This is a genomic window from Pseudorhodoplanes sp., assembly GCF_050250235.1.
Taxonomy (GTDB): Bacteria; Pseudomonadota; Alphaproteobacteria; order Rhizobiales; family Xanthobacteraceae; genus Pseudorhodoplanes.
This window is the reverse complement of record NZ_JBFWPA010000071.1, coordinates 1-17,335: the sequence shown is the minus strand read 5'-3', so window position 1 is coordinate 17,335 and position 17,335 is coordinate 1. Positions and strand designations below refer to the sequence as shown.

Here is a 17,335-nt window from a genome sequence, read left to right as displayed (position 1 = left end):
CGGCAGGGTTTGCCGGCGCTCTGCCCTGTGTTACGCGACGGCTCACGAAGCCCCCAAGAGCGAACCATGATCCCCCGCTACTCCCGCCCCGAAATGGCGGCCATCTGGTCGCCCGAACAGAAATTCCGCATCTGGTTCGAGATCGAATCGCACGCCGCCGATGCCATGGCAGAACTCGGCCTGATCCCCGGGGACGCCGCCAAGACCATTCGAGACAAAGGCCGCGCCGCGACTTTCGATGTCGCGCGGATCGATGCCATCGAAGCCGAGGTCAAGCACGATGTCATCGCCTTCCTGACCCATCTCGCCGAGATCGTCGGTCCGGAAGCGCGCTTCGTGCATCAGGGCATGACCTCGTCGGACGTGCTCGACACCTGCCTGTCGGTCCAGCTTGCGCGCGCAACCGATATCCTGATCGCCGATACCGATAAACTTCTTGCCGCACTCAAGCGCCGCGCGATCGAGCACAAGCTGACGCCGACCATCGGCCGCTCGCACGGCATCCATGCCGAGCCGACCACGTTCGGGCTGAAGCTCGCGCAGGCCTATGCCGAGTTCGATCGCGCCAGGGCGCGGCTGATTGCCGCGCGCAAGGAGATCGCCACCTGCGCCATTTCCGGCGCGGTCGGCACCTTCGCGCAGATCGATCCGCGGGTGGAGGCGCATGTCGCAAAAGCCATGGGGCTGACCGTCGAGCCGGTCTCGACGCAGGTGATCCCGCGCGACCGCCACGCCATGTATTTCGCAACGCTCGGGGTGATCGCCTCTTCGGTGGAGCGGCTTGCGACCGAAATCCGCCACCTGCAGCGCACCGAGGTGCTGGAGGCCGAGGAATTCTTCTCGCAGGGCCAGAAGGGCTCTTCGGCGATGCCGCACAAGCGCAATCCGGTGCTGTCGGAAAACGTCACAGGTCTCGCCCGCATGGTGCGCGCCTATGCGCTGCCAGCGATGGAGAATGTGGCGCTTTGGCACGAGCGCGACATTTCGCATTCGTCGGTCGAACGCATGATCGGGCCCGACGCGACCGTGACGCTCGATTTTGCACTCAACCGCCTCGCCGGGATTGTCGACAAGCTCGTCGTCTACCCGGAGAATATGCAGAAGAATCTCGACCGGCTGGGCGGGCTGGTACATTCGCAACGCGTCCTGATCGCGCTGACCAACAAGGGGGTCTCCCGCGAGGAGGCCTACCGGATCGTGCAGGACAGCGCGATGAAAGTCTGGCGCGGCGAAGGCGATTTTCTGGCCTTTCTCAGGGCCGACCCGCGGGTGACCGCCAAGATGACCCCGGCCGAGATCGCGGAAAATTTCGACCTCGGCTATCACTTCAAGCAGGTCGATACCATTTTCGAGCGGGTGTTCGGCAACGCATGACGCCCGACGCGGACTGGCGGAACTCATAACGTCGGCCCAATCAGTCGCCGGATCGTACCGGCATACTGCATCGCGGAATCGATGTGTCGGCGTGCAAGTCTATGCGAATTCGGCACGTTTGGTTCGATATTTAACGTCGCGGCGGCGTGTCAATGCATGGCCGCGCTCGCTGAAATGACCTAGGGTTTCAATTCACATCTCTGTCCGGTCGAATGCGTCGCGCAGTCGAGGCGGGAGGGTATTGCGCGGAGCAACAATCCTTGGTCACGGAATGAAAACTCCAATGACGGGACGTCGTTTCTGCCTTCCGTTCCGCATCAGCATCAGTCTTGCGTTTGCACTGATCACGGTGCCTTTGCTGCTCGTCGTCATCGGTACGCTATATGTTCGAAACGTCAATCTTGCGAGAGAAGTCGCCGTCGACCTGATCGAGCGCGCCACTGTCGACATTTCCGAGCATGTCGAGGCGCTGCTTGTTCCTCTGGCGCGCGTGGTCGACGCAACTACGGCGTTTGCGAAGATCGAACCCGACCGGCTGCGAAAGCCGGAGACATTCCAGTATCTGCTGACAGTGCTGGAATCTACGCCGCACGCGGAGATGCTCTATGTCGGCTTTCAGCGCGACGGCGCTTTCTTTCAAGTGAGGCGCCTGCATCATGAGCAGAAACGGCCCGGTGCAAGCACCGAAAGAGCGCCGCCCGACGCAAATTTCGTGCTGCGAACGATCGACCCCAACGCAAGCATTGTAGCGGATACCAGCACCTATATCGCCAAATGGGGCGAAGTCGTCGGCACCGAGCGCCGGCAGCCACTCTACGACCCGCGAAGCCGCCCATGGTACATCGCTGCACGAAATCAATCGGGGTTATCCATTTCGGATGCCTACATCTTTTTCAGTACAGGTCAGCCAGGGCTGACACTCTCGCACAGAATTTCAACGGATGCCGGCGCCTCAATCGGTGTGGTCGGCGTCGACATCTCGCTCGGAGCGCTGTCGGAATTCCTGGCTCGTCAACGCATCGGCAAGAACGGCTTAGCCTTCATCGTCGACAGCAAAGGCGGCCTGGTCGGCTACCCCAAGCTCGACGCGATCGTTGCGCAAAAAGGCAGCGAGTTGATCATCAAGAAGGCCGCGGATATCGATGATCACCGGGTCGTTCAGGCGGTGACCTTGCGCAACCAGGGCGCCGGAGACCGGTTTATCGCGGAGCTTGAAAACGGCACCAATTTCATTTCGTTTACCCAGCTTCCAGCGAAATTCGGCAAGGACTGGCAGGTCGGAGTGATCGCGGCTGAAAACGATTTCGTTGGGCCGATCCGGACCGCGAGCTTGTTCATGCTGGCGCTCGGCAGCGCAGCCCTGCTCCTGAGCGTGTTGGCAATCCTGTATGTGTCCGAGAGCCTCACGAGACCGCTGAAGCGCATCGTCAACGAGACCAAGAGAATCCGGCAATTCGAGCTCGGCGGCGGGCTCGGCGTCGATTCCCGGATCGTCGAGATCAACGAGGTGGCTCACGCGCTCGAAGCCATGGAGACCGGGCTTCGGAGCTTCGGCGCCTATATCCCGAAGGCATTGGTGCGCAGCATCGTATCCTCCGGCAAGGATGAAGGGATCGGCGGCGAGAAACGCACGCTCACGATCCTGTTCACCGATATCCAGGACTTCACCCGACGTTCCGAAGCGCTCTCGCCTGAGGAGGTTTTCGACCAGCTTTCGTCGCATTTCACCGCGCTCTCGCGCGCCATTTTCGATCGCGGTGGAACGATCGACAAATTCATCGGCGATTCGGTAATGGCGTTCTGGAACGCTCCCCTTCCCGATCCGAACCACGCCGCCAACGCATGTTACGCGGTGCTTCGCTGCAAGGCGGTCAATGACGCGTTGAATGCCGAACTTGCGGCACGAGGCTATTCGCCGATGCCGGTGCGCTTCGGACTTCACACCGGCGAGGCGGTGGTCGGCAATGTCGGCTCCGCGGACCGCATGCAATACACCGCCCTCGGATCCGAGGTGAATCTGGCGTCCCGTATCGAGGGGATGAACAAGCTCTATGGAACGAATCTCCTCGTCAGCGGCAGCGTCGAGAAGCAGGTGCGCGACGACTTCGTGTTGCGCCCACTCGACCTCGTCGTGCCGGCGGGAACATCGCAGATCGTCGAGCTGTTCGAGCTGTTTGGCGACCGCGGCGAAGGCCCTGACGCAGCTTCCGATGCGGCGATCAGGCTGTGTGCCCGCTGGTCCGAGGCGATCGACCGCTATCGGCAACGCGACTGGACCGGCGCGCTGGAGCGTTTCCGCAGTTTCGCGTCGGAGTATCCGCAGGACTGCGTGGCGCCGATCTATGTCGCACGGTGCACGGCATTCATTCAAAATCCGCCGCCTGCAAGTTGGGACGGCGCCCAGCATTTCGACGAGAAGTGAGGCGGGACCGGGATCGCATCAGCCGCTTTCTACCGTGCGGATGTCGATTTCCGATGTCAGTGTCCGATGCACCGGACATTTGTCCGCGATTTCGAGCAGTCGCTTGCGCTGTTCGGAATCGAGGTTTCCCTTCAGCGTCAGGACCCGGTCGATACGATCGACCTTGCCCTCCTTGGTCTCGCAGGCTTCGCAATCCGCGGCATGGATGCGGGAATGTTTCAGCGCGACCGAAACGCGTTCCAGCGGCAACCCTATGCGATCGGCGTAGTGCCGCAGCGTCATGGAGGTGCATGCGCCAAGTCCGGCCAGCAAGAGATCGTAGGGGTTCGGCCCGGAATCTTCGCCGCCCTGCGCAATCGGCTCGTCCGCGGTCAGCACGTGATGTCCGGCGCTGATCGTCTGCTGGAATTTTCCGATTCCTGTCTCTGTGACAATCACGGCTTCGGTCTCGGTGTCGCGCGTTTGGATCGGCGCCGGCATTTCGAGATAGCGCCCGGCCCAGGCCGCAATGACGTTGGCGACATAGGCCGAATCCTCCTTCCGGCTCAGAAGGTGGTCGGCTCCGGCGAGCGACACGAAGCTCTTCGGGTGCTTGGCCGCGACAAAAATCGCGGTGGCATTGTCGATTCCCACGATCTCATCGGTCGGCGAATGGAAGATGAGAAGCGCCTTGCGGAGCTTCGCGATCCGCTCGGCCTGTTTGTGCGTCTCGATATCATCCAGGAATTCCCGTTTGATGCGGAACGGCCGGCCGCCGAGAGACACCTCGATCTCGCCACTCTCACGGATGACGTCGATCTGGTCGCGGAACAGATGCGTCACATGCGTGGGATCCGCGGGTGCCGCAACCGTCACCACCGCCCGGGCCTCCGCGATCTCGGGCGCAGCGGCAATGATGGCCGCGCCACCAAGGCTGTGCCCGATCAGCAGGGCCGGCGGATGCCCCTGATCGCGCAGGTGCCGTGCCGCCGCGACGAGGTCTGCGACGTTGGAGGAGAAGGTCGTGTTGGCGAATTCACCCTCGCTCGAGCCGAGGCCGGTGAAGTCGAACCGCAGCACCGCAATGCCGAGCGCGGTCAGGCCGGCGGCGATCCGTCTCGCGGCATGAGCGTCTTTGCCGCAAGTGAAGCAATGCGCAAACAGCGCATAGGCGCACGGCGTGCCCTCCGGCTTGTCGAGCAGGGCTGACAGCCGTTCGCCGCGGTCGTTGGGAAAATCGAAGCGTTCGGCCGGCATTCTGTTCTCCATGCGGTCAAGGCAGGTCGCACATGGGCCGCCGCGGTTTCCAGCGCTCGTCCCGATCCGACGGCTGCCACCGCCCGCGGTCATTGCCTCCAGGCGGTCAGTCGATTTTTGCCTCGTCACGATACATCACCTTGTGGCGGTGTTCGCGCACCCATTCGTCGATCTCTTCGAGCGTCATGAAATTCTTCATGTCAAACCTGTCCCAGTTCATGATCTGAGGCAGTGTCTTCTTCCAGCGTTTGTAGGGTGCCTTGGCTGGAACTCCGAACAGCATGATGTCGATGATCGAAAGCTCATCGGGCACACCAAGCAAAGGCCTCAGCGCGGTCTGCGCGTCGTCCTGGCCGATCGCGGTCACCCACCAGACCTGATAGCCGAGCGCCGCGGCAGCGAGATGCGCCGACATCGTAGACGCGGCCACGCTCTGCAACAGGATGCGTTCGGCATTGGCCTGATATTGCTTGTCGAGCTCGGAGCCGTCCAGCAGCACGGGGAAGGCGCGCACGAACCGAAAGTCCGCGGCGACCACGATGAATCCCGGCGCCGTTTCGAGCCCGCGATAATTCGGAGTGGGGAATTTCATCTTCATCTTGGCGCGCTTGCGCTGCTCATCGACGAAGTAATCGGCAATCTGCTTCTTCACTGCCGGATCCGTGACGACGATGTAGTGCCAGGGCTGCGCGTTGGCACCAGACGGCCCGTGCCGCGCCGCCTCCAGCACCATCTCCACATGTTCGCGCGGCACCGCGATGTCGGGCCGGAATTGCCGGGTCGTGAGCCGATTGCGGACCACGTCCATCATGGTCTCGTAGCGCGCGACATTGGGCTCGAAACGCGCGGTCATGTCGTTCATGGCGTTCTCCCGGAATTATCTTTCTTCGCAACCAGAGTGAGAAGTCCGGCCCAGCCCGTCAAGGCTCGGGCTTTGCGTCATTGCCGCCGCATGCGAGAAACCGAGACCGAAGACAACAAGCAGGAAAGCCCCGAGGAATGCGCAAGCCCGCGAAAGTGCCCTCCCCCCGACTGACCGTTCCGCCGGAAAGCGATCTATCGCCGAAGCAGCGCGACCTGCTGGCCGATATCCGACAGACGCGCGGGCCCGGTCCGCTCGGCGGCCCGTTCGCCGTCTTCCTGCAGGCGCCGGAATACGGCGATCTCGCCCAGAAGCTTGGCGCCTTCTGCCGCTACAGGACGTCGGTGCGGCCGGCGCTGTCGGAGTTCACGATCCTGGTGCTGGCGCGGTTCTGGCGTTCGCAATACGAGTTCTGGGTTCATGCCCCGATCGCTGAAAAAGCCGGCGTGAAGGCCGCAACCATCCAGGCGCTGCGGATCGGACGCGTGCCGCGTCTCACAGCGGATCAGCGGGCGATCTACGACTTCGTCGCTGAATTGCACAAGACCAAACGGGTCGCAGACCCCACCTATCGGCGCGTCCATGCCCTGTTCGGCGACGCGGGCATGGTCGAGTTCGTGGGCATCGTTGGCTATTACACGCTGGTCGCGATGACGCTGAACGTGTTTCGCGTAAAGCTTCCGGACGGCGAACGATACCCGTTCGCCGAGCCCGCAAGATCGGCCCGCCGCTGAGGCGGGTACGGTATTGGGGTGCTCATTGTGCAGCGCCTTTCCTGGGGCAGACATTCCGAATTGCGCTTTCCATTAGCACGGTATTCGACCAAGTTCCCGTCGTGGAACTTTGAGTCGGGGGCATCTCACCATGAAGAAGTTTACCGCCGAATTCATCGGCACATTTACGCTTGTCTTTTTTGGATGCGGCGCGGCCGTCATTGCCGGCATGGGCACCGGACCCACCGCGATCGACGTGCTCGGCATTGCGTTCGCGTTTGGCCTCGCCATTGTCGCGATGGCTTACGGCATCGGTCCGGTCTCCGGTTGCCACGTGAATCCGGCGGTGAGCTTTGGCGTCCTGCTGGCGGGCCGCATGTCGACCTCGGACTTCATCGCCTACGTGATCGCCCAAATACTGGGAGCGATTGCCGGTGCGGCAGTGCTTTACCTGACCCTGTCAGGAAAGGCGTCTGGTTGGAATGGCGGTCTCGGCCAGAATGGCTGGGGTGCGGGCTATCTCGGCCAGTACAACGTGACGTCGGCCTTCCTGTTCGAGACCGTGGCGACCTTCCTGTTTCTTGTCTGCATTCTTGGCATCACGCACGGCAAGGCACCGGTGCATTTTGCCGGCCTCGCCATCGGACTCACGCTGACGGCGATTCACGTCGTCGGAATTAACGTGACCGGTGTGTCTGTCAATCCGGCTCGCTCGATCGGTCCGGCACTGCTCGGATACGGCAGCGACCCGGCCGCGGTCGGAAAGCTCTGGTTGTTCATTGTCGCGCCGCTGATCGGGGCAGGCGCAGCCGGGCTGCTGTTTAAGAGCGGGTTGCTTGAGCCGGACCCCTCCTGACGGCGGCCGACCCTAGACGACGCGGCGCTGGCGCCATTCGCCCGCGGGGTGACTCCCGCGGGTCTAGTCGTTGTGCGAATTCAAGCGTTCGACAAGGCGGCCCTTCGGCATCGGCGGCGCCAGCAGGATGCCTGTCCATGGTCGCAACGCATCACCTGCAGGTCGGGCATGGACGCAATGTCCTCCGCCACAGCGACACTCCCGAAGCGATGCGCGAGGTCGATGGCGGTCTGGCAGATTGCGCCGTTGGTGCCCTCGCTGGCACAGCTTTCACGAAGGAAGGGTCAATCTTGCGTTCGGCGAAGGTCCGTTCGCGCAGCGAGGCAAGGACGAATAGCCGCCACACGTTGATGGCAAGGTGCGGGTTGAAGCCGGTCTCGTCGAAGACCGTCCGTCATACAGGGTCGAGACCAGCGCATACTTATCCAGCCGCGCCAGCCGCTGCTCGTCGATTCCCGGGGTCTCGTCGATGTCGGATCTGGGGCCGCGCCCCGCGCATCGAGTGTTCGAGCATCGCGCGCTCGGAGGTGCCCATATTGTCGAGAGGACGGACCAATTGCGCAGATCGTCGTCGAAACTGGGACATCGGAAGTCTTACCAGGTGAGTTCCCCTGCTTTCTGGTGTAATAATCCCGGAGGTCTCGAACTTTGGTATTGTTCGTTGCGCAGTTTACGCACAATCGACGACATCAACCTGCCGGACGCCCCCGGATCGAGCGCGGAGGGCCGGTTCATGGCCATGTCCGAAATGCACCGGAACGCCCATGCAGGCACGACTTCGTAGCGGAACTGCAATGCCCGATCATCGGTCATCGCCAGCGGAGGAGACGGTCATCAATATCCGCACGCGGCGCGGATACCGGCCGGCAGGAGGCGGGCTTGAGTCGTCCGCGCCGACCGGCGATCTGGAGCATTATGCGCACGGCGAAGAGCCTGACGACTTCCGCCACCGCATGGCCGTGAATGCGATCGCATTCCTGTTCGTCGCGGTGCTTGTGATCGCAGGTGTCTGGCTCGCCGACACGCTCGTTGCTATGCGCAAGACTCAGGATTGCATCCTGTCCGGCAAGCGTGCCTGCGCACCGGTCGATGCGCCCCGGCCAGTGCGATGAACTTGGCAACTAGCTCTAGTTCGTTGCCACGCGCTCGCTGTCGTGGACGAGTGTCAGGGTGACCGGTGCAAGACCGGAAAATCCGACTGCCGCGGCTGCCTTCGGAGAAAGATCAATAACCCGACCGCGAATGAACGGTCCGCGATCGTTGATGCGAACCACAACGGAGCGTCCGGTCTTCTTGTGGGTGACGCGGACCATGGTCCCGAATGGCAGAGTGCGGTGTGCCGCCGTCAAATGTCCCGGATTGAACCGTTCGCCGCTCGCCGTCTTCGAACTGCCGGCATACTTGTCTCCCGGAAAGCCATAGACCGACGCAATTCCGTTCATCGCATTCTGTGCCTCGGCCCCAGCCGTACCCGCGAGAAGCAAGGCAAAAAACAATCCCGCGATCGGTCGAACGATCATTGAACCCTCGTCAATGTGTTGAAGATGAGGGGCGCGATAAGAAGAGAATCGAACCTCAGGCAGGCACGATCGTGAAATGTTTGCGATGATTGCGGGGCGCACGTGCCTCAATCGCCCGCGCCAGACTCAAGGCGCGCGGCGATTCTGCCCCGGACATTGCTTTTCGTCAGCGGTGCCGTCGATCGCTGCGGACGGCCTCAAAACCGGAGCGCAGGCTTCGCGGTGGCCTCAGGATTAGAGGGGGCGCGCTTGGTCTTCGCTTCGGTAGAAACCGTCGCAGGTCTCGACACCGGCGGCGGCGGCGACACCCCGCGCTCCGCCGAAACACTGGCGCTGGCATTCGTACTCGCCGTGGTGGCGGGTGCGGGTTTCGCGGCTTCGGCTGGAGCTCCCGGCTTGGAGGCAGCCTGGGCCGAACCAGCGGCCTCCGCCGAAACAGGCGCGACCGCCGCGGGCTTGGCAGGGGTCGAAGGCTTCCCAGCCGCGGCATCGGACGCCGGCGCCAAAGCCGACGTGGACGCCGAGGCCGTGGCCGGCTTCGGTTCCGGCGCGGGCGCAGCCTGCTGAGCAGGAGCCGCACGCGGACGCGGCGCCTGATCCTCGGCCGTTCTCGGGACGCCACGGGTCCGGATGACCGTCTGGATGCGAGTCAGGACCATGGCGTGCAGTCGCGCGGACTTGTCGATGTCGATGTGGCCGTAGCCCTGGCCGCTTACGTCGATATTGTTCAGGGTGCCCCGAAATCCCGCGCCCTTGCGCATGTGGGCATAGTCACGCTGGGTGAGATTCATCACCTGGCCGACATTGCGGGAAGCTGCGAACGAGCCGGTTCCATCGAACGGCACCACCAGCGCCACCGGAACCCCCTTGCGGCCGAGATATTCGGCCATGTACATGACCGCGTCGGCACCCAGTGAATGGCCGACCAGCACGACCGGGCCGTGTTGGCGAGCCTTGTATTTCACCGCGATATCATCGGCGATGGCTTGCCATTCGGAATGATTGTGGACGCTCGCACTGATACCTCGGGCCTGAATCTTGGCAGCGAGGTCGTCCATTCCCAAGGAGAAGATGTTCAGCAGCCCGCGCAGCAGGTAGACGTGGCCGCTCGTCTGGGGACTGCGCTTCGGAGCGGCCTTGCGCGATTTCGCAGCCGCCAGTTGGATTTCGTTCGCGGGCGGGGCCGCAGTTTGAGCGAACGACGGCGTCACCAGCGAGGCCGCCGAAATCAGGACAGTCAAGAGCAGCCAGTTTCGCGTGATCCCCTTCATCGGATCCGATGCTCCAGTCTTTTTTCTGATTCGGGGCCCATCACCGATACCGCCCACCGATGTATTTCCGGTTTACAACGCTCCGGCCGGGAAACGCCACATGGCTTGAAAGCATTCAATGTGAACATTCATTTGTGTTGCCTCAATGCCACGCTACAGTCTCTAGTAGACTCCCGGAATGAGCCGGGCGGTACGCTTCATGTAGGCACGATACTCTTCCCCGAAGGTATCCAGCATCATTCGCTCTTCCTGACCAACCCGGAACAGGAAAAGAGTCCCAAAACCGACCAGTCCGGCCGGACCGGCGATCCAGTTGGGCAGCAGCAGCGCCTGCGCCAGCGCCCACATGAAAAACGCCGTGTACATCGGATGCCGGACGTAGCGGTACAGCCCCTCGGTCACCAAGGCGTGCTGCTCCCGCACTTCGAGCGAATCGGACCAGTTGCGGCCGAGTTCCCTGTGGACCCGGTAGAACAGCCACAGCGACGCCGCAAACACGGCCGTTCCGAGCCAGGCCAGCACCGGCTGGAAGGGATAGTTGGCGAAGCGCGGCACGCCCGAGAACACATAGATGAAGGGTATGATCCCCAGTCCGGTGAAGGAGCAGGTCAGCAGGATTTTCTCGCGCAAGGTGCGCCGGTCGAGGCGGGTTTTGGTCTTCCAGGAACGCTTCTGGTGCGGCAGGCGGATGACAAACCAGGCCACCGCACCGACGACGAGGATGCTCTTGGCGATTTCAGGAGTCACGGCACGGGCCTCTCTTCCTCCGCAGAGGCGCGCTCGCCCGGCGGCTCGACAAGCGCGCCGTCGGGGGCGAAGCGCGGCACCACCGTTTCCGGCTGGAACACCCGCGTTTCGAGCCTCAGGGGACCACAGCAAATCATGTAATAGTCGTAGAAATACCGTTTCTCGTTGCCCATCACCAGCTGACGATGCAGACGGAAGAAGTTCGCCTTGAATCGCCGATAGGTTGCAGGCTCCAGCATATCGCGGATATGGACGCGGCGGATGATCGGGCTTCCAGTCGCGGGGAGGTTCAGGGCCGCGAGCGGATCCACCTTATAGAAGCTGATCGGATCGGCCATCGTCTGGTACTCGATCCAAAACACCGCCGGGTTTGCCGAGACGCGAGCGATTGCCTCCCGCAACCATCCGGCCTTCGGGTGAAAAGCGATCTTGAGAAGCGACGAGCCTGTCGACAAAAGTGACAGCCGCTCCCCGTTCTTGCCGAATTCCGGCACAAGCTGCAGCGCGCGATCCACCACCGCTACCTTGAGCGCACATCCGAGGCTGTGGGCGGCGAACACCACCTCGTCGTGATCGCCGCGGCGCATGACGTCCGCAAGGGTCTGCGCAAAGCCCTCAAGACGGCGGTCGAAATCCGGGCGCGAGCGATGCACGAGCTCGTTTCCGAAAATCCAGTCGTCCATCATGTAGTCGAACAGGAGAAAGCGGCCGGGCCACAGCATCAGCAGGACGAAGACCGCCAGCGCGGCGAGCGGGACCAGCAGCCAGAGCAGCAGCCCAAGTCCGGGAACGAGCCCCGGCAGGAAGGAGGCCGCGTAGAGCGAAAGCGCGGCGAAGGCCAGAAGCAGGGTCACGGGATAGGCGAAGAACAGCCCGTACCGCCAGTTGACGCTGAAATAGCGAAACGCGGTTCCGGTCCGGATGAAATCGGCGAAGGCCGCCACCGCAAGCGGCACGCGCCGCCAACCGGGCCGCGCAAAATCGGCGAGCACGATATCGTGCCAGAGCAGCGAATTGTATGCGGCCTGGGTCGACCAATTAGGGCCGCTGGCGGTGAGCCGCCAGGTCCCGATCATGCGGCCCGGGTCGAGTTCGAGCGGCTCGACCTGGGCTTTGACCGACCAAACCCGCTCGGTTCGGGCAAGCTCGCGAATATACCGCTCACGCTGGCGTTCCGGCGGGATCGGCTCATAGCCGCCCAGGAAGAAAACACAGCGCTTTTTGACCGAGGGGTCACTCATCGTCCACCGATGCGGGCTCGCGGGGGTGCTGGTTAGGGAATTGGCGGCCCCGGCACAAGGCCGAACCGGCGGCGTCTCGCCGTTGAACTTGCGGCCCGCCTTCGCTATAGGGCTTCCCAAACCTCGAAAGCGGCAGACTTTAGCCGTCCCTTCCCTGGGCTGTCAGCCGCCTGCCCGTGATCCCTGAGAGCACCGATGTCCACCACTTTCGACAAAGTCGCCGATATCATTGCCGAGACTTGCGATATTCCCCGCGACAAGATCACGCCGGAGAGCCACGCCATCGACGACCTGAAAATCGACAGCCTCGATTTTCTGGACATCGCTTTCGCGATCGACAAGGCGTTCGGCATCAAGCTTCCGCTTGAGCAATGGACCCAGCAGATCAATGACGGCCAGGCGACCACCGAGCAATATTTCGTCCTGAAGAATCTTTGCGCCCGCATCGACGAGCTGATCGCGGCCAAGAGCGCTGCTTGAGACGTCAGCGGATGAACCGGTCCGGTCGTTGGTTCTGGCCGATCCGATCGTGGGCAGGCATTCATGCGGCTTGAATATTTTCAGATGCTCGACCGCTTTGTCGAGGTGAAAGCCGACGAACGCTGGATTCGCGCCGAAAGTACGGTTCCGAAGCAAAGCCCTGTATTCGAAGGGCACTTTCCCGGCTATCCGCTGATGCCGGGCGTGCTGCTGATCGAGAACATGGCACAGACCTGCGGCTGGCTCGTCAGTGCAATCACAGGCTTCACCGGGTTGCCAGTCCTTGCCGGCGTGAAGGAAGCCAAGGTGCGAGGCGCGGTGTTTCCCGGTATGGAGCTGTCGACCGAGGGCAAGATCGTGCATGATGGGTCGGGTTTTGCCATCGCGGACGGAAAGATCTTTTCGGGTGATACGGCGATTGCCGATGCGCGCCTCACCTACCGGCTGATCCCCTATCCGAGCCCGGAATTCCAGAACACCATGGTGACCTGGGCCAAGCAGCTCGATTTTCCGCTCGACAAGTTTCGCAAGCACGACCGTCAAGGGTGAATTCGTGAGCGGACGCCAGGAAGTCTGGATCACCGGGACGGGTCTCGTCTCCGCTCTTGGAGAGGGTCTGGAACAGCATTGGCAGCAGCTGATGGCGGGCGGCCCGCCGCCCTATGACGACACCACCTTCGCGCCTTACATCACCTTTCCGACCCGGCCGATCAATTTCGATACCCAGATTCCGAAAAAGGGCGACCAGCGCCAGATGGAATCGTGGCAACGCATCGGCGTCTATGCCGCGGGGCTGGCACTGACCGATGCCGGCATCGCCAAGAATGCCGAAATTCTCGACAAGACCGACATGATCGTTGCCGCCGGTGGTGGAGAGCGCGATGTCGCGGTCGATGCCGCGATTCTGACCGATATCCGCACCATTCAGAAGCGCGACGCCTTCGTCAACGAGCGGCTGATGAGCGATCTGCGGCCCACGCTCTTTCTGGCACAGCTCCCGAACCTGCTCGCAGGCAATATCTCGCTGGTGCATGGTGTGGTCGGGTCCTCGCGTACCTTCATGGGCGAGGAGGCCTCCGGCGCCGATGCGCTGCGGGTCGCGCATGCCCGCATCGCGGCCGGACAAAGCGACATCTCGCTGGTCGGCGGCGCCTATAACGGCACCCGCTGGGACCTCGTGCTGTTGTTCCGGCTGGGGACGCCGCTGCTGGAAGCTCCGTTCCGCCCGGTCTGGGACCGTGGACCGGCGGGGGCGCTGGCGCTCGCGGCAATGGGCGCGTTCGTGGTGCTTGAGAGCCGCGCGCATGCCGAGAAGCGCGGCGCCAGGCCCGTCGCGCGCCTCTCGCATGTGGAGTCGAACCGCAACCCGCGCCGGGCCGGCGATACCGCGGCAACCTTGCTTGCGGAGTGGCAGGCCATCGAAGGCCGTGTGAAGCGCGACAGCGCGGTGGTGATATCCGGTGCGTCCGGCGCCGAGCCCGCCACCTCCGAAGAACATCAGGCGCTGGAGCAGATCGGCCTCCCGGTCCGTGCCACAACGACCTATATTGGCAACGGGATGGAGGCGCAGTTTCTCGCCAATATCGCCATCGGATGCCAGGCGGTGCGCGAGGGGACGCTGTTTCCCCCCTGCGGCAGCGGCGATGCTGGAGAATCGCCATCGGCCGGCATCCGTCAGGCGCTGGTGACCAATGTCGGCCACTGGCGCGGTGAAGGATTGGCGCTGATCGAGCGCATCGATTAGGGAACGCTCATGGCTGGCACGGGATTGCGCGACAAGAAGGGCCGGCCGGTGGTGGTGATCACCGGCATGGGCATCGTTTCGCCGCTGGGTACCGGCAAGGACGACAACTGGAAACGCCTGACCGCGGGCGAATCCGGGATCCGCTCCATCACCCGCTTTGCCACGGAAGGTCTGCGAACCACCATCTCGGGCGCGGTCGACCATGTCTATGAAGAGGGCATGGTGTCGTCGGAGCTGTCCGAGAAGCTCGCAAGACTGGCCGGCAATGAAGCCATCGAACAATCGGGCATCAGCACCGGAGATTTTCCGGGTCCGTTCTTCCTCGCATTTCCGCCGATCGAAATCGAGTGGTCGCAGCGCTATGCGCTCGCCGAGAATTCCGGTGCCAACGACAGGATCGAATATGCCGATCTGGTACGCGTTGCGGCCAAACCGCAATTCGCGTCCTTCTACGAGGCCTCGAAATATGGCGTGGTTCCGGAGCGGCTGGCGGAGCATTTCGGCACCAAGGGTTCACCGATCTCGCTGACAACGGCGTGCGCCTCGGGCGCGACCGCGATCCAGCTCGGCGTCGAGGCGATCCAGCGCGGGGAATGCGACGCAGCACTCGCCATTGGCGCCGACGGATCAATCACCGCGGAATCGGTGGTGCGCTTCTCGCTGCTGTCGGCATTGTCCACCAACAATGCCGCACCGCAGGGTGCCTCCCGCCCGTTCTCCAAGAACCGGGACGGCTTCGTCCTCGCCGAAGGTGCCGGCGCCGTGGTTCTGGAAAGCTATGATCACGCGGTGGCGCGCGGCGCCAACATACTTGCCGTGGTCGAAGGCTGCGGCGAAAAGGCCGACAATTTTCATCGCACGCGGTCGAGCCCCGACGGCAAGCCGGTGATCTCGTGCATGCGCAACGCGCTCGCGGATGCCGGCGTCACGCCCGCCGACGTGGACTACATCAACGCACACGGCACCTCGACGCCCGAAAACGACAAGATGGAATTTCTCGGCGTCTCGACCGTGTTCGGCGAGCACCTCAAGGAGATTCCGATTTCTTCCAACAAATCGATGATCGGTCATACATTGACTGCGGCCGGCGCCATCGAGGCGGTGGTGTCGGCACTCACCATCATCAATCAGCGGATCCCGCCCACGATCAACTATGCGGTGCCCGATCCCGCGATCCCGCTCGACGTGGTGCCGAACACCGCGCGCGACGCGAAGGTGCACCGCGTGATCTCCAACTCGTTCGGCTTCGGCGGACAGAATACCTGTCTCGTCATCACCGGCGAGCCGGCGTGAAAATCTGACGCAGCAGCAATTCGTCTCAGCGCGGTTGCACGGCACGGTGCGCGTCGCCTATCGCTGAATCGCAACTCTCCGCTTTCGCATGGCCGGTATCGGCGCGGTGGACGGGCCAAATCACATTCAGGTCCCGAGCCGCGGTTTCAGCTCGGGTATCTCATCCAGGAGATTCGATGGCAGCGAAATCGGTCAAGGCGCAGATCGGAACGCTCATTGTCGCTACCAGCGCCGTCCAGCTCGCCATCGGTTTCTTCGGGACGTTCTTCGCCTTGCGCGTCGCGCTGGCCGATTTCAGCGCGTTCCGGTCCGGGCTGGTGCTTGCAAGCTATTTCGCCGGATTCACGGTGGGTGCCTATTTCGGCAAGAACATCATCGAGCGGTTCGGACATATCCGCGTCTATGCCGCTTTCGCCGGTATCGTCATTGCCGCAACGGCGGTCATGACGCTGACGGTCGAGCCGCCGTGGTGGATCGTCCTGCGCGCGATCATCGGCTTCGGTTGCGCCGGCCTCTTCGTCACGACGGAAAGCTGGCTGAATGCGAAAGCCAGTGCCGAAGAGCGCGGCAGCGTGTTCTCGATCTACATGGTCGGATGCTTCACCGCGCTCGCGCTAGGGCAGTTGCTGATCGGATGGGCGCCCATCGAGGGCGCGGCGCCTTTTAACCTGGTCATCGTGCTGTTTGCCATCGCCCTTGTGCTCGTCAGCACGACCCGCGCGGAGGCACCGCAAATCATCGCGACCAAATTCCTGCCTTTCGGGCTATTGTCCCGCGAAGCTCCGGTCGCGGTTGCCGGCGCGCTGCTGAGCGGCTTCATCACCGGCGCATTCTACGCGCTGGTTCCTGCCTGGATGCAGGACGAGAATATCGACCCCCGCACGATCGGCCTCTTCATGCTGTCGGCGGTGCTGGGCGGCCTCGCATTCCAGGTGCCGGTGGGCCGGCTCTCGGACCGGTTCGACCGCCGTGCGGTCATTGCCGTGCTCGGCGGCTGTCTCATCGTCGCGGCAATTGCAATTCTTCGGCTTCCGCAAACTCTGACCGTGATCCTGCCGGCAGCGGCGGTGTTCGGCGGATTGATGTCGACGATCTATCCGGTCAGTGTCGCCCATGCCCACGATCGCATGCCCGCCGACAGCGTGATCGCCGTCAGCGGGCGCCTGATCCTTGCCAGCGGCTCCGGGTCGGTTCTGGGCCCGCTGATCGGAGCCAACCTGATCGGCTGGTACAGCATCGACGGCGTCTTCTACATGATGGCCGGCGCCGCTTTCCTGCTTTGCATCGTCGCAGCCGGCCGGATTGCGATCGTATCGCCGCCGGAACGGCAGGACCGCACCTTCGACATTCTGGCGCCGCAGGCCGCACCCCTCGCCCACGACGCAGCCGCACCGGCTGAAACCCAGAACTAGTGTGGTGGTTCGGAAATCCGCGTCACTCCTGCACCGCTCTTCAAGCGGATTTCCGAACCAAACCACACTAGAATCATAGGTTTGCTAGTGTCTTTCGAATCCGAAGTCCGCTCACGGGCAAGCTGCAGAATGAAGCGGACTTCGGATTGGGGATGCTAGACGCC

General features: G+C 62.8%; 16 protein-coding genes. 10 read left to right on the top strand and 6 right to left on the bottom strand.

All coding sequences use genetic code 11. The features are described 5' to 3' along the window. The first annotated feature begins 66 nt into the window (after positions 1-66). On the top strand, positions 67-1,374 hold the full coding sequence (gene purB / locus AB7F49_RS24965) for an adenylosuccinate lyase (protein ID WP_428527415.1): 1,308 nt from the start codon (positions 67-69) through the stop codon (positions 1,372-1,374). Between the two features lie 283 nt (positions 1,375-1,657). After that, entirely contained in the window at positions 1,658-3,796 is a 2,139-nt protein-coding gene (locus AB7F49_RS24960; RefSeq protein ID WP_428527413.1) for an adenylate/guanylate cyclase domain-containing protein, read from the top strand. Positions 3,797-3,814: 18 nt separating this feature from the next. On the opposite strand, the gene AB7F49_RS24955 is transcribed toward AB7F49_RS24960, so the two are convergent. Next, positions 3,815-5,032 carry a bifunctional alpha/beta hydrolase/OsmC family protein gene (locus AB7F49_RS24955; protein WP_428527411.1) on the bottom strand — a complete coding sequence of 406 codons (1,218 nt, stop codon included), beginning with the start codon at positions 5,030-5,032 and terminating at the stop codon, positions 3,815-3,817. A 106-nt stretch (positions 5,033-5,138) separates the two neighbouring features. Continuing rightward, positions 5,139-5,894 (bottom strand): nitroreductase family protein, encoded by a 756-nt coding sequence (locus AB7F49_RS24950; protein ID WP_428527409.1) that lies wholly within the window; start codon positions 5,892-5,894, stop codon positions 5,139-5,141. A gap of 137 nt (positions 5,895-6,031) precedes the next feature. Between AB7F49_RS24950 and AB7F49_RS24945 the strand changes: the two genes are divergently transcribed. The 3 genes from AB7F49_RS24945 to AB7F49_RS24935 all read left to right on the top strand — a co-directional run bounded on the left by AB7F49_RS24945 (position 6,032) and on the right by AB7F49_RS24935 (position 8,575). Then, positions 6,032-6,628, top strand: a complete 597-nt coding sequence (locus AB7F49_RS24945) for a carboxymuconolactone decarboxylase family protein (protein ID WP_428527408.1) — start codon at positions 6,032-6,034, stop codon at positions 6,626-6,628. Between the two features lie 130 nt (positions 6,629-6,758). Further along, entirely contained in the window at positions 6,759-7,463 is a 705-nt protein-coding gene (locus AB7F49_RS24940) for an aquaporin (RefSeq protein ID WP_428527406.1), read from the top strand. A gap of 794 nt (positions 7,464-8,257) precedes the next feature. Further along, a complete protein-coding gene (locus tag AB7F49_RS24935; RefSeq protein WP_428527404.1) occupies positions 8,258-8,575 on the top strand; it encodes a hypothetical protein in 318 nt (105 codons plus the stop codon). A 15-nt stretch (positions 8,576-8,590) separates the two neighbouring features. Here the strand turns inward: AB7F49_RS24935 and AB7F49_RS24930 are convergent, their stop codons facing one another. From AB7F49_RS24930 to AB7F49_RS24915, 4 genes are all read right to left on the bottom strand, one after another. After that, a complete protein-coding gene (locus AB7F49_RS24930; RefSeq protein ID WP_428527402.1) occupies positions 8,591-8,983 on the bottom strand; it encodes a septal ring lytic transglycosylase RlpA family protein in 393 nt (130 codons plus the stop codon). A 197-nt stretch (positions 8,984-9,180) separates the two neighbouring features. Continuing rightward, positions 9,181-10,254: a thioesterase domain-containing protein gene (locus tag AB7F49_RS24925; protein WP_428527400.1), complete on the bottom strand. Its 1,074-nt coding sequence runs from the start codon at positions 10,252-10,254 to the stop codon at positions 9,181-9,183. A gap of 162 nt (positions 10,255-10,416) precedes the next feature. Further along, positions 10,417-11,001 (bottom strand): protein-S-isoprenylcysteine O-methyltransferase, encoded by a 585-nt coding sequence (locus tag AB7F49_RS24920; protein WP_428527398.1) that lies wholly within the window; start codon positions 10,999-11,001, stop codon positions 10,417-10,419. Then, complete coding sequence (locus tag AB7F49_RS24915) at positions 10,998-12,242, bottom strand: lipase (protein WP_428527396.1); 1,245 nt, start codon at positions 12,240-12,242, stop codon at positions 10,998-11,000. The genes AB7F49_RS24920 and AB7F49_RS24915 overlap by 4 nt, the downstream gene beginning before the upstream one ends. A gap of 195 nt (positions 12,243-12,437) precedes the next feature. Here AB7F49_RS24915 and AB7F49_RS24910 point away from each other — a divergent pair, with 195 nt between their 5' ends. From AB7F49_RS24910 to AB7F49_RS24890, 5 genes are all read left to right on the top strand, one after another. Further along, complete coding sequence (locus tag AB7F49_RS24910) at positions 12,438-12,722, top strand: acyl carrier protein (RefSeq protein ID WP_428527394.1); 285 nt, start codon at positions 12,438-12,440, stop codon at positions 12,720-12,722. Between the two features lie 63 nt (positions 12,723-12,785). Continuing rightward, positions 12,786-13,271 carry a 3-hydroxyacyl-ACP dehydratase FabZ family protein gene (locus AB7F49_RS24905; protein WP_428527392.1) on the top strand — a complete coding sequence of 162 codons (486 nt, stop codon included), beginning with the start codon at positions 12,786-12,788 and terminating at the stop codon, positions 13,269-13,271. 4 nt (positions 13,272-13,275) lie between these two features. Further along, positions 13,276-14,466 (top strand): beta-ketoacyl-ACP synthase, encoded by a 1,191-nt coding sequence (locus AB7F49_RS24900; protein WP_428527390.1) that lies wholly within the window; start codon positions 13,276-13,278, stop codon positions 14,464-14,466. Positions 14,467-14,475: 9 nt separating this feature from the next. Next, the gene (locus AB7F49_RS24895; protein ID WP_428527388.1) at positions 14,476-15,759 is read left to right on the top strand and encodes a beta-ketoacyl-ACP synthase; all 1,284 of its coding nucleotides are present in this window, start codon (positions 14,476-14,478) and stop codon (positions 15,757-15,759) included. A gap of 176 nt (positions 15,760-15,935) precedes the next feature. Next, the gene (locus tag AB7F49_RS24890; protein ID WP_428527386.1) at positions 15,936-17,171 is read left to right on the top strand and encodes an MFS transporter; all 1,236 of its coding nucleotides are present in this window, start codon (positions 15,936-15,938) and stop codon (positions 17,169-17,171) included. The last annotated feature ends 164 nt before the right edge of the window (positions 17,172-17,335 follow it).